Origin of the sequence: Ancylomarina longa, from assembly GCF_003996985.1 — a bacterium.
GTDB classification, from domain to species: Bacteria; Bacteroidota; Bacteroidia; order Bacteroidales; family Marinifilaceae; genus Ancylomarina_A; species Ancylomarina_A longa.
On sequence record NZ_RJJX01000014.1, the window covers coordinates 1 to 13529 of the forward strand.

The window sequence follows — 13529 nt, forward strand, 5'->3', positions numbered from 1 at the left end:
TAAAAACTCAAATAGCGTCGATTTGAGGCACCAGGAATTTACTTCAAAAAAATAAGGTTGTAGCTGGAAGTATGTGAAATACTCATTCTACAACCTTATATATTTTCACCCCGATGGAAATTTAAAGGGGATTTTCAGTGCCCTCCCAATCGGACAAGCTCTTTTTTATTGATTCGGAAAAGTAGCTGTTATTTCACCAGGAGTTTTCCTCGATAAATCTTTTCTCCCGATAAGTTAATGATATGCAATCCGGGTTTTAGCTGTTCCCTGTTGATGATTACATTATTTCCTGTGATGTTATCGATGATTCGAACGACTCGTCCTGTGGCATCAACCACTACCAAACGATATTTTTGATTGTTCTGATTTGGGAATACTACATGAGCATTATCTACCATTGGATTCGGATAGATTGTCAGTTTTTCCACTTTTTTATCTGTTAATTTATCATCAATACCTGTTGCACCAGCATCAAATCCTACCAAAGCCTTAATTGCAAGGGCTGTATTCGGATTTCCTGCAAAAATCTGATTGTAGGCAGTCCACGAACCATCAAATTGCATGTAGGCAGTATTATCGTAATTGGCAATGGTATCCAAAGGTAAATGAGCAACTGCAAAGGAATCTACAGGAGTATCGTATAATACCTCGTATCCTACAAAGAAATTTTCATTTACAGCAACCGGAAAATCAAGATCAATCGTCGTGAATTGTCCTTTGGTTAAATCCGAAAAGGAAACCGCTTTTTTGTAAACCTCAGTTTCTGGTTCGGTGGTTCCATTCCATATTTTAATATTGATTTTTGGATCGGTAGATTTCGTTACTAATACCGATGGGTAAATCTGTACCTGTTTTACTGCATTTAAATTAGGATTGGGAATGGTGAATTTCTCAGCATACTGCGGAATGCTAAAGCTATTATGTCCTGTTACATATCCCGAATTGTCGCCGGTAAAAACAAATTGGCTCAACTGATCTTCAAATTCCGGAAGTATATTGTACAACCATCTGTCATCAAAATCATCGGGATCGAGAACGGTAATATAATCGGATTGAAGATCGGTATCCGTAAAGGAAGCATCACCAACCTTCAGGCTCACATCAAAAGTACCAACCGTATTGTAAGTTACTACCGGATTTTGTTCTGTTGAAGTGGCAGGATCTCCACCCGGAAAACTCCAGTTCCAACTGGTTGGTGTACCGCTACTTTTATCAGTAAAGGTAACCTGCTTGCCGACATCCACGGTAGTTGGACTGCCTGCAAATTTGGCTTGCACCGATTTAACTACTATTGCCGAATTAATGGTTTGGGTAGTAGATCCGATACTATTGGTGGCAGTTAAAGATACCATATAGGTTCCTGGTGTTTTATATACTATATCCTGTGGATGTTCGTCTGTAGAACTGGTTGTTTCAGCTCCCTCAAAAGTCCATTCATAAGTAATCGTTCCATCCCCTATGGTACGGTTCATGAAATCAACCGATTCGCCAAAAAATACAGAATCCTGAGTCATACCAATTAAGGCAACAGGAGCAGAGGCGCTAAAATCATCATTTGCAGTAAAGATTCCATTACCATGTGTTGCTGCCGCGATAAAACCATCGCGTCGGCTTTTAATCATATCCACAACGGTAGTTCCGATTTTATCCATCGCATCCTGAGTCCATACTGTAGCTGCACCGCTCAGGGTAGTAGTGCTGTACAATCCGGTACTGGTACCGGCATAATAAGTTGTATCGGTAGGAGATACCATAAAGGATACTGTCCGAACGGAAGGACCATTACCGGTATCAGAACCATCTTCCAGATTACCACTTACCGGAGTCCAGTTGGCACCGCCATCTTTGGTATAAAAAATACTTTCTACTCCGTAGTTGGAGAAACTTACCAGCACTTCATTTGCATTAAGTGGATTGGCATCGATGGAACTAACATAGCCATCAGGCATATTTGTTCCGGTAATATCGCTTTGTTTTGCCCAAGGGGAATGAGAATTTTCCAGCTTATATACTTTTCCATTACTTGTTCCATAATATAAAATGTGAGCAGGATATACAGAAGATTCCAATGCAGATACTGTTCCGCTTGCTTTTGAAATTTCCAATTTCTCCCAGTTTTTTGTTGCACTGGAAGTGGACATTCGTGGTATTTGAAAGATATCGGTATTGCGCCATACATAGGAACCATCGGCATAGTACATGATTTCGCTATTATTGGCATCCACAATAAACGGATTGATGAAGAGCTGGTCAACAGCGCCATCAGGATCTACTCTGGTCCAATTATAATTTTCTGCATCAGGATCTGTCTCTACGTATACAGTTCCATTTTGAGAAGAAGAAAGAAAATGCTTGCCTTGATCGAAAATCGCACAGAAGCTACCATCTCCCGAACCAAAGGCATCCCAGTTCATATTTGGAGAAGAACTTCTTGCCAACCATGTTCCGTTATCCTGAAAACCACTCAACATAAATTCGCTGCTAGTGATATCATTGTCTATAGCAACTGTATAAGCCTGTGTAGTTAGATATCCATTGTTCAAAAATTTCCAATCTACCGGTTTGTTGTGATCATCGCCAGGGGTTGAATCGCTGGTCTTTTTATAGTTGATAGTTAAACTAATTCCACCATCATGTCCACACAGCAAACTAGTATTGTCTGCTTTAAAAGCTAAAGCATGTATGTCTGGGTGGTGATTGTCGTACTGACTCACATTGTTTTCGGTAGCATATCCGCCAATCCAAAAGGTTTTACTTGTAGATGCAAATCCGTCATCGGAACGGAAAAGGTTGGTTCCTCCGATAAAAACCATATTCTCATCATCGGGAGCTACCTTGATAACCATATCGTAGGAGCCTTGAGAATCGTAACCATCTACATCGCGGTCGCCATCACCACCTGCTGGTATGTTCTGGGAAAGATTGGTCCAGCTTGCAGTAGTCAGGTAATTTAATTTCCAAAGACTATGTCCATTTGTTCCTGAACCGGATGTTTGAGCTAGTAAATAAACGATTTCAGCACTGGCACTGCTTGGAGCATTTGCCAATACAATTCGCCTATAGCTAGTTGGAAAATTGCTTGGCGTAATATCAATCCAAGTATCTGTTGCACCCGAACCCTTTCTCCAGATACCTTTATTTTGATCACCACTACTACTTAGGGCAGCGTATTTCACTCCATCAGCAGTACAAATTACATCGGTATAAGCAGAATATTGTTTGTCCGAAGAACTAGGCAGGTCATTTGTCCAGGTAGCTCCACCATCTTTCGAGATATAAATGGCACCATAAGTAGCCACATATACATCTCCATTATTAGGATCTACACAAACATTCCAGCAAATATCAAATAAGTTATCAAAAGTAGAGAATTTATCGGTGGCAGTGACGCTTAGTGGAGTCCAGCTGTCCCCATTATCTGTAGATTTAAAAACACCATTTCCTGCATAAAAAGCACCTGTAGCACCTGCCGATCCACTGTATTCTCCGGTTGTATAATACCAGGTATTGGTTTGTCCTGATCTTGGATCTTGTGCAATAGCGGTAACACTGGGATGTTGATCCAAAGTAGTGGTGCGAGTCCATGAAGTCCCGTTATTGGTCGATTTCCACATTCCTCCGGTAACTCCACCAGCCAGAATAGTATTTCCGGTAGCATCTGAAATATCAACCGCCAGTGCTCTGGTTCTACCTCCAACATTCTTAGGGCCACTGTTTGCAAAAGTCAAACCACCTGCTTTTAGTCGCGATTGTAATCCGGAAGCAGAGGAAAGCACATATTGTTTTTCTAATGCGCGAATATTTAATGGGATTTGCCCTGTTGTGGGATTTTTTAGTTTATTCAATTCGTATTGCACTCTGGCAATAGGATCATCCACACGTTTTGGCTTCCCGGCATTCTTATCTGCTATCTTGGAAAGTTTTCGCTTGTTGAGCCTCGGGTTGGTAAGATTGTTATAGGTTTTTTCACTGATAACAATACTCTTCACTCCAACAGTAGAGCTTTTTTTTGCTTGTAAACCGACTCCATTTTGGGCACTTAGTGTAAAAGTGAAAAGGAGCATTGTTACGAGGGTAAAAATTTGTTTCATATGGTTTTTTATTTAATCCGGCTGAAGGAAATATATGCAGAAGGCGAATCTATTGATACTTAAATCTAGCTTAGATATCTGGATGAATTTCATTTTTAAATAAACAGATATACTACAAAAAAGTTTTAGAAATTGTTTTTGTTCTGCTGTTATTTCTACTTTGTTATTCCGGCTTGGGTTAGGCTTGTTAGTTTAATTTGGATGAATTGAATTTTAGTAGTTCATAAGCAGAATCGTTGCTCAATCCCATTTTCTTACGAATGGTGCACGATAGTTCTGATATGTTTTGCAAGGCTTTAATTTGCTCATTATTTACCTGTATTGTAAGATCTTGATTACGTTTGATAACATCTAAAAAGCCTGCACCGTATGCATTTACGATTTTTACTTTCCCGGTGAGCCAGTGGATATTCTTATCTGTGGATATTTGGCAATTCGAAAGAACCAGGGAACAGGTACCGGGAGCAGTTTGTCTACTCATTTCTGTTTTTTTATTCTGATCGTTAGAAACAGTAGTGCCACTCAACTTCTTTTGAGGTGTGCAACACACGCTAAAAGCCAGAATAGCAATGATCGGTATAAATTTTCTCATACTATTATGTGATTTAATTAGTTGCCTAAAGTTATAAATTTTTCTGAAACAATATAATATTATACCGTATTGCAAAAAAAATACCCCCTTATAATAAGGAGGTATTGAGTTGCTAACTTATAATTTTAATTCTGATCTAATATCCAGTTTTTAGCATTTACAAAAGCTTCTAGCCAGGGAGTCAGTTCATCGGTCTTGCGATTTTCATCGTAGTAAGCCCAGTTCCAAGGATAGGTTGCTCGCTCCAGATGTGGCATCATGGCCAAGTGGCGACCATCTTTTGAAGAGATGGCTGCAGTAGCATAAGGAGAGCCATTTGGATTTGCAGGATAGTCATTATAAGTATATTTCATTGGAATGTGATACGCTGATTCGTCATATGGCAGATCGAATTTTCCTTCTCCGTGTGCTACCCAAATTCCCAGTTTACTGCCAGCCAGACTTGATAGTAGGATGGAGTTATTTTCTGGAATTGTCACATTAATAAATCCTGATTCAAATTTGTGGGAATCGTTATGCAATAGTTTTGGATGCTTTTCGTGATCCGGATAAATCAATCCTAGTTCCGAAACCAGCTGACAACCATTACAAACTCCAAGGCTTAAAGTATCTTTTCTTTGATAGAAATTCTCAAGAGCGGCTTTAGCTTTTTCGTTGTATAGAAATGCTCCGGCCCATCCTTTGGCTGAACCCAACACATCCGAATTCGAAAATCCGCCAACAAATACAATCATGTTCACATCACTCAGATCTTCGCGTCCAGTGATCAGATCAGTCATATGAATGTCTTTCACATCCATTCCAGCCAAGTGCATCATCCATGCCATTTCGCGATCGCCATTTACTCCTTTTTCTCTGATTATGGCAGCTTTCACTCCCGATTTAGTTTTTCTTTTGGGATCGATGCTATATTGAGCAAATTTTCCGGTAAATCCTTTCGGGAATTTAAAGCTTAAGCTATTTTTTTTGTAGGATTCGAATCGTTCTAAAGCAAGATCATGTCCCGATTGATTTCTATCTAAAAGGTAGGAGGTTTTGTACCACAGATCGCGTAAGCTGGCAACATCTAAATTGTAAGCATTTTCACCCTGTGTAATATGTAATTTTCCAGCCTCCGACAGATTTCCTATGACATGGAAGTTCAATTCCTGATCAGTAAGAATTTTAGCAACGGATTCTTTATCCTTCACCTGAAAGATAACTCCCGGATTTTCACTGAAGAGTAATTTAACAAGGTCTTTTTCAGCTATAGAATTCAAATCAATACTTGCACCAAGTTGATTGTCTGCAAAGCACATTTCCAGCAAAGTAGTAATCATACCACCAGCAGAAATATCATGACCAGCCAATACTTTGCCTTCCAAAATTAAGTTTTGAAGAGTTTTAAATGCTCTTGCGAAATAAGTAGAATCTTCAATATTTGGAGTTTGTTTTCCCAATTGATTTAGGATTTGAGCGAAACTACTTCCTCCTAAATGGAATTCATCCTTCGAAAAGTCAAGGTAAATCAAATGAGAATCAGGTTCATTTTTCAGAACCGGAGAAATCATTTTATTGATATCAATTATTTCGCCAACCGTCGAAATGATTACAGTTCCAGGAGCATATACTACATCATTATTAGCATATTTTTGAGTCATGGATAAGGAGTCCTTACCTGTAGGAATATTAATTCCCAATTCAATCGCAAAATTGCTGATGGATTCCACTGCTTGATATAAACGAGCATCTTCTCCTTCATTTTTACAAGGCCACATCCAGTTAGCAGATAATGAAACTCCTCCCAATCCCTTTTCAATAGGAGCCCAAACCAAATTGGTTAAAGCCTCTGCAATGGAGAGACGACTTCCATTTTCTGAATTAATTAATGCTGCTATAGGAGCATGCCCAATAGAGGTTGCAATACCTTTTTTTCCTTGATAATCGATTGCCACAGCTCCCAAGTTATTTAAAGGCAATTGAAGCGGTCCGGCACATTGCTGCATGGCAATTTTCCCACTAACCGATCGATCCACTTTATTGGTAAGCCAATCTTTACAAGCAACAGATTCTAATTGTAGAACTTCCTCGATATAATCTTCCAGATTCTTAATATCGTATTCCAGCGATTTAAACGCTTTGCTGATACTTTTATCTTCCATTATGGTTTTCGGTGGTTTCCCAAACATTTCAGATAAACCAAGATCAATTGGGTTTTTACCGGTGTTCTTATCTTCAAAGGTGAATCTCATATCACCAGTAGTTTCTCCAATCTGATAAATCGGTGCACGTTCCCGTTCAGCAATACGAGTTAGGAGAGCAACATCCTTTTCTTTTATTACCAATCCCATTCTCTCTTGCGACTCATTACCAACAATTTCCTTAGCGGATAGGGTTGGATCACCAACAGGAAGGGCATTTAAATCAATTTTACCGCCAGTCTCTTCAACCAGCTCGGATAAGCAATTGAGATGACCACCAGCGCCATGGTCGTGTATTGAGATAATTGGATTCTCATCTGTCTCTGCCATGGCACGAATGGCATTGCAAACTCGTTTTTGCATTTCGGGATTAGAACGTTGTACTGCATTTAATTCGATAGAATTTGCAAATTCACCAGTAGCAACCGATGAAACAGCTCCTCCACCCATTCCAATTCTATAGTTATCTCCTCCAAGAAGAATTACTTTATCTCCTTTTTCCGGCACATCTTTCTGGGCTTGTTCCATTCTGCCATAACCAACACCACCGGCTTGCATGATCACCTTATCGTATCCATACTTTTTGTTGTTTTCGAAATGTTCGAAGGTAAGAACCGAACCACAAATAAGTGGTTGTCCGAATTTATTTCCAAAATCGCTGGCACCGTTCGATGCTTTGATCAGTATTTCCTCAGGTGTTTGGTATAACCATTTTCTGGCTTCGGTAGCATTTTCCCATGTACGAGAAGCTTCCAATCTTGGATAAGAGGTCATATATACTGCGGTTCCTGCCATCGGAATGGATGCTTTTCCACCTGCAATACGATCTCTGATTTCTCCTCCTGTTCCTGTTGCAGCTCCATTAAATGGTTCCACGGTAGTTGGGAAATTATGCGTTTCTGCTTTCAGAGAAATAACTGTATTTATATCTTTTGTATAGAAAAAGTCTGCTTTATCGTGAGTTGCAGGAGCAAATTGCTCTGCTATCGGACCTTCCAGAAAAGCACAATTATCTTTATATGCTGATACAATTCTGTTATGGTTTGCTTTGGAAGTATTCCTGATTAATTGAAATAGGGAGGATTCTTTTTCTTCTCCATCAATAATAAAGCTGCCATTGAAAATTTTATGACGGCAATGTTCTGAATTTACTTGTGAGAATCCAAAGACTTCGGAGTCCGTTAGCTTTCTGCCAATTTTCTCTGCAACACCTTTTAAATAGCCAATTTCTTCTTCGCTTAAAGCCAATCCTTCCTTTTTATTATACTCTTCAATATTTTCAATATATAGAATTGGATCAGGCTGTTTTTCAATCTTAAAAATTTCCTGGTTAAGGCCAATGAATTTGGCTTGCAACATGGGATCAAAATCTGCTTTAACGGAATCCTCAGAAAAGAACTGTTCTATTCTCATTACTCCCGAAATTCCCATATTTTGGGTTATTTCAACTGCGTTGGTACTCCAGGGAGTAATCATTTCTTTTCTTGGACCTACAAATGCCCCTGCAATTTCTTTGTCTCGGATTTGGGAAGCATCACCAAACAGCCAGGATAGTTTGCTTAAATCTAATCCGTTTGGTTCTTTAATGGACTGAATTACAAAGTATACTTCGTCTTTTTTGAAGAATAGTATCATCTTAGAATCTACTTATGAATTTATTAATAATGGTTGCATATTGCTAGTAAAATGCAAATATAGGCAAAAGACTTTATAAGCATTAGTCTTGCAAAAGGAATATGTAAGACTTATTTTAATCTGTTTTGACTTTAATCTGAAATAATTCAAGGAGTAATATTTTTTTTACGAAAGAGAGGATTGTCCAATCTAAATTAGGACATGATATTTGTTCGCCAAGATATGTTGAAGAATAGCTAAAAAAGTTTCTGTATTTTTGGAAAAGCTGTTTCCTTTGACGTCTGAAAATACAGGTGAAGGAGAGATAGGCTAATTTTACGCAAAGGTTTTCGGAGAATTAGTGGTAGATTCGCAACTTGAGATATAGTTTTATCTTTTATTAGTTTAGTACAGAGTGGTTAAGACGCTTTAGTGATATTTAAAAGATATGTTGAAAAACAAGTTTTATAATGTTAAAGATCATTGGTTAGCGTTTTTCTATTAGATATTTTTGTCAGGTGTTAATTTAAAAATTAGATAAATATGAAACCATCGCATATTGAACATATCGGTATAGCTGTAAAAAGTTTAGAGGAAGCAATTCCATTCTATGAAAAAGTTCTTGGATTGGAATGTTATGCTGTAGAGGAGGTTGTTGAACAGAAAGTGAAAACTGCTTTTTTTCAAGTTGGACAAACTAAGATTGAGTTATTGGAGTCTACTGATCCTGAAGGTCCAATTGGAAAATTTGTAGCAAAAACAGGAGGCGGTATGCATCATCTTGCTTTCGCTGTTGAAGATGTTCAGGAAGCATTAACTGATGCCCAGGAGGCAGGTTGTCAGGTAATCGACAAAACTCCACGCGATGGAGCAGAAGGATTGAAAATTGGATTTTTACATCCTAAGTCTACTCAAAGAGTATTGACTGAAATTTGTGGTAAAAAATAAAGAACTCAATAATAAATAATAACCAATAAGTTATGTCTAGTCAGGATAAGATTAAAAAATTAATTGATTTAAGAGAAGAGGCGAAGCTTGGCGGGGGTGTGAAAAGAATTGAATCCCAGCACAAGAAAGGTAAATACACTGCTCGCGAAAGAATCGACATGCTTCTTGATGAAGGAAGCTTCGAGGAATTCGACATGTTTGTTTCTCACCGTTGTACCAACTTTGGAATGGAAAAAACCAAATTCTTGGGAGATGGTGTGGTAACCGGACAAGGAACAATCGACGGAAGATTGGTTTTCGTTTTTTCGCAAGATTTTACTGTTTTCGGAGGTTCCCTTTCTGAGACTTTTGCTCAGAAGATTTGTAAAGTCATGGATATGGGAATGAAGATGGGAGCTCCTGTTATCGGTTTAAATGATTCTGGTGGAGCTCGTATTCAGGAAGGTGTAACTGCTTTAGCAGGATATGCTGAGATTTTTGAAAGAAACATTCTTGCATCTGGAGTTATTCCTCAAATTTCTGCAATTTTTGGTCCTTGTGCCGGTGGTGCCGTTTATTCTCCAGCACTTACCGATTTTATCATGATGACTGAAGAAAAGTCTTATRTGTTCGTGACTGGTCCTAAGGTTGTTAAAACTGTAACCGGCGAGGATATTACAGTAGAAGATCTTGGTGGTGCGAAAATGCATGCTTCTAAATCTGGTGTTTCTCATTTCATGTTGGAAGACGAAGAGGAAGGTGTTATGATCATTCGTAAGTTATTATCTTACATGCCTTCTAATAATTTGGAGGAACCTCCATTGTTGGATTGTTCTGATCCAATCGACAGACTAGAGGATGTTTTGAATGAGTTAGTTCCAGAAAATCCTAACATGCCTTACGATATGAAGGATGTTATTTATGCAATTGCTGATGATTCAGAATTTTTGGAAGTTCACCGTCACTATGCTAAAAATATTATTGTAGGATTCACTCGTATGGGTGGTATGTCAGTAGGTGTGGTTGCAAATCAACCTAGTTTCCTTGCTGGTGTTCTAGATATCGAGTCTTCTAGAAAAGCAGCCCGATTCATCCGTTTCTGCGACTGTTTTAATATTCCAATCCTTACTTTGGTTGATGTTCCTGGTTTCTTACCTGGTTCAGGACAGGAATTTGGAGGTATCATTACCCATGGTGCGAAATTAATGTTTGCTTATGGTGAAGCTACTGTACCAAAAGTTACTATCACACTAAGAAAATCATATGGTGGAGCTCATGATGTAATGTCATGTAAGCAACTTCGTGGTGATTTAAATTATGCTTGGSCATCAGCTGAAATTGCAGTTATGGGTGCAAAAGGTGCGATCGAAGTTCTTCATGGAAGAAAAATGGCTGACATGAATGCAGAAGAGAAATCTGAATTCATCATCAAAACCGAGAAAGAATACAATGAGGCATTTGCAAATCCATACAATGCCGCTTCCTATGGTTATATTGATGATGTGATTGAACCACGTAATACTCGATTTAGAGTAATTCGTGCATTCCAGTCTCTTCAAACTAAGAAGCAGGTGAACCCACCTAAAAAACATTCTAATATTCCATTGTAAAAAATACATTCTATGTTTATGAATATTTTATCTATAGGAAGTCAGGGTGGATGGACAATTGCCATTGTAGGGTATTTTATCGTATTCCTAGCTTTAGTTTTATTGGTTGTTGTTTTTGTCAATTTGCCCAAACTATTGCATCTTAACTTGAGAAAGAAATTGGTGCGAGAAGGCAGACCCTGTGCTGAAGTTGATGATCTAAATGTGGAGGCAAATGTTAATGCAGCTATTGCTATGGCTTTGTATATGCATTTTGATCAAATTCACGATGAGGAAAGCAACATCATTACAATTAAAAAAGTTACTAAGAATTATTCTCCATGGAGTTCTAAAATTTATGGAGTAATGAATCAACCAAGATAAAGAAAATGAAGGAATTCAAGTTTACAATAAGAGGGCGTGAATACGATGTTGAAATCAAAGACTTTCAAGGATCGAACGCCAAAATCGAGGTGAATGGAACAAGTTATGATGTTGAAGTTCATGTTGAGGAAAAGGCATCTAAAACTCCAAGATTGGTTCGGAAGGCTGTAGTGAATAAGCCAGGTGAAGGCAAAATCCAAAAATCAGGAGCCGGAGCATCTGTTGTTAAAGCACCACTTCCAGGAAGTATTATTAAAATTGATGTTGCCGTTGGTGATACCGTTAATCCAGGAGATACTCTTTTGGTGATGGAGGCAATGAAAATGGAAAATAATGTTTTGGCAGAAAAAGCAGGTACAGTTAAAGCCATCAAGGTTGCTGTTGGCGACAGTGTGCTTCAAGAAGATGTTCTTGTTGAGCTAGCTTAACATTATTGAAATAAAAGTCAAAGACTATATAATGAGAAAACTTTATACATTGGTATTCTCAATGATTTTGGTAATGGGGTTAGCTTTTAACTCCATTGCTCAAAAGTCATCAGATACCTCAGCAAAATTAACGACAGGGAAATGGGTAAACCACACTGATGGATATATCCCTAATCCTATTGGAAAATCAGAACGGAATGTAAAACGGTACAAGTCTTTTGAGTTTAAGGAAGATCATTCTTTCATGTTGGATTCAATAAAACAGCGATTTTCCGGAGAGTGGAAATTGGAAGGTAATAAAGTTATTATGACTTTCCATCCTAAAGTTGTAACTCATCTGTTCAAAAATACAGATCCAAATAAGATGAATGCTGGTTATAAAACCAGTAAAGAAACGCTTAATATGGGTGTTCGTATTGGAACTCTGGATGGAGATTATTTGAGATTTGCAAATAATCCAAAAATGGACTGCGAACATAATGCCGGCGCACTTATTGGATTAAAATACTTTTATGAATTCACCGGTTTTGCAAACGTTACAGGTGGTCACCTTTTCATGATTTTAATCGGATTGTTTTTTATCTTCCTTGCTATTAAATATGATTATGAGCCGCTGCTTTTAATTCCTATTGGTATGGGTATTATCATTGGTAATATTCCAATGTTCCAAGCTATTGACTTCAATCTGAAACTAGGAATTTACGAGCCAGGATCAGTCATGAATATTTTATATTCTGGCGTGGTAAATGGATGGTATCCACCATTGATTTTCTTGGGTATTGGGGCGATGACAGACTTCTCTTCGTTAATCAGTAATCCCCGATTAATGATCTTAGGTGCAGCAGCTCAAATTGGTATCTTCGCTACTTTCTTAGGAGCTTTATGGTTAGGATTTGCTCCACCAGAGGCTGGTGCAATTGGAATTATCGGTGGTGCGGATGGACCAACAGCAATTTTTATATCCTCAAAACTAGCGAACGGATTAAATATAATGGCTAATGGAGAAACTGTTAAAAACCTTATTGGTCCAATTGCAATTGCTGCATATTCATATATGGCATTGGTTCCTGTAATTCAACCTCCAGTAATTAATCTTTTAACTACTAAAAAGGAGAGATTAATTAAGATGAAACCTCCTCGTGCGGTTTCTCGTTTGGAAAAAATAATCTTTCCAATTATTGGATTGTTGCTTACAGCTTTTATTTCCCCAACAGCTCTACCATTATTAGGAATGTTGTTTTTTGGTAATTTGTTGAAGGAATCTACAGTAACCAATCGTCTTGCAGATACTGCTAGTAATGCATTGATTAATACCATCACTATTATTTTAGGAGTTACGGTAGGAGCATCTACGCAAGCTGATGTATTCCTTACAACTGATTCTGTATTAATATTTGGTTTAGGTGCTGCTTCGTTTATTGTAGCAACTGCTGGTGGTGTAATTTTTGGTAAGATTATGAACTGGCTTTCTCCTAAGGACAGACCAATCAATCCGATGATTGGAGCTGCAGGTGTTTCTGCAGTGCCTGATAGTGCAAGAGTTGTACAAAATATGGGTTTGCAAAATGACCCAACCAATCACCTTCTTATGCATGCGATGGCGCCAAATGTTTCTGGTGTTATTGGCTCTGCAGTAGGTGCAGGTATATTATTGAGTTTCTTGATGTAGAAATACATTCAAAGAGTTAGTATTTTAAAGGGTTGTCTTCATTGGCAACCCTTTT

At 38.2% G+C, this 13529-nt stretch carries 8 protein-coding genes; 5 read left to right on the plus strand and 3 right to left on the minus strand.

The annotated features are described in order from the left end of the window. Positions 1-188: 188 nt before the first annotated feature. The 3 genes from DLK05_RS10705 to purL all read right to left on the minus strand — a co-directional run bounded on the left by DLK05_RS10705 (position 189) and on the right by purL (position 8498). Positions 189-4091 (minus strand): PKD domain-containing protein, encoded by a 3903-nt coding sequence (locus DLK05_RS10705; RefSeq protein ID WP_127344005.1) that lies wholly within the window; start codon positions 4089-4091, stop codon positions 189-191. A 187-nt stretch (positions 4092-4278) separates the two neighbouring features. After that, positions 4279-4683: a hypothetical protein gene (locus DLK05_RS10710; protein ID WP_127344006.1), complete on the minus strand. Its 405-nt coding sequence runs from the start codon at positions 4681-4683 to the stop codon at positions 4279-4281. A 125-nt stretch (positions 4684-4808) separates the two neighbouring features. Continuing rightward, entirely contained in the window at positions 4809-8498 is a 3690-nt protein-coding gene (gene purL, locus DLK05_RS10715; protein WP_127344007.1) for a phosphoribosylformylglycinamidine synthase, read from the minus strand. A 522-nt stretch (positions 8499-9020) separates the two neighbouring features. Here purL and mce point away from each other — a divergent pair. Genes mce through DLK05_RS10740 form a run of 5 tightly spaced genes read left to right on the plus strand, consistent with a single transcriptional unit; the run spans position 9021 to position 13474 of the window. After that, complete coding sequence (mce, locus tag DLK05_RS10720; protein ID WP_127344008.1) at positions 9021-9425, plus strand: methylmalonyl-CoA epimerase; 405 nt, start codon at positions 9021-9023, stop codon at positions 9423-9425. A gap of 32 nt (positions 9426-9457) precedes the next feature. Beyond that, positions 9458-11014 (plus strand): acyl-CoA carboxylase subunit beta, encoded by a 1557-nt coding sequence (locus DLK05_RS10725; protein WP_127344009.1) that lies wholly within the window; start codon positions 9458-9460, stop codon positions 11012-11014. 12 nt (positions 11015-11026) lie between these two features. Next, positions 11027-11377 carry a hypothetical protein gene (locus DLK05_RS10730; RefSeq protein ID WP_209319834.1) on the plus strand — a complete coding sequence of 117 codons (351 nt, stop codon included), beginning with the start codon at positions 11027-11029 and terminating at the stop codon, positions 11375-11377. Between the two features lie 5 nt (positions 11378-11382). Beyond that, the gene (locus DLK05_RS10735) at positions 11383-11805 is read left to right on the plus strand and encodes a biotin/lipoyl-containing protein (RefSeq protein WP_127344010.1); all 423 of its coding nucleotides are present in this window, start codon (positions 11383-11385) and stop codon (positions 11803-11805) included. Positions 11806-11836: 31 nt separating this feature from the next. Further along, positions 11837-13474: a sodium ion-translocating decarboxylase subunit beta gene (locus DLK05_RS10740; RefSeq protein ID WP_235831988.1), complete on the plus strand. Its 1638-nt coding sequence runs from the start codon at positions 11837-11839 to the stop codon at positions 13472-13474. Positions 13475-13529 lie beyond the last annotated feature (55 nt).

What these genes read in the sequence shown, in the direction of transcription:
- DLK05_RS10710 (WP_127344006.1), bottom strand. Translation starts at nt 4,683, where the DNA reads ATGAGAAAATTTATACCGATCATTGCTATTCTGGCTTTTAGCGTGTGT.
- DLK05_RS10735 (WP_127344010.1), top strand. Translation starts at nt 11,383, where the DNA reads ATGAAGGAATTCAAGTTTACAATAAGAGGGCGTGAATACGATGTTGAA.
- purL (WP_127344007.1), bottom strand. Translation starts at nt 8,498, where the DNA reads ATGATACTATTCTTCAAAAAAGACGAAGTATACTTTGTAATTCAGTCC.
- DLK05_RS10705 (WP_127344005.1), bottom strand. Translation starts at nt 4,091, where the DNA reads ATGAAACAAATTTTTACCCTCGTAACAATGCTCCTTTTCACTTTTACA.
- mce (WP_127344008.1), top strand. Translation starts at nt 9,021, where the DNA reads ATGAAACCATCGCATATTGAACATATCGGTATAGCTGTAAAAAGTTTA.
- DLK05_RS10740 (WP_235831988.1), top strand. Translation starts at nt 11,837, where the DNA reads ATGAGAAAACTTTATACATTGGTATTCTCAATGATTTTGGTAATGGGG.
- DLK05_RS10730 (WP_209319834.1), top strand. Translation starts at nt 11,027, where the DNA reads ATGTTTATGAATATTTTATCTATAGGAAGTCAGGGTGGATGGACAATT.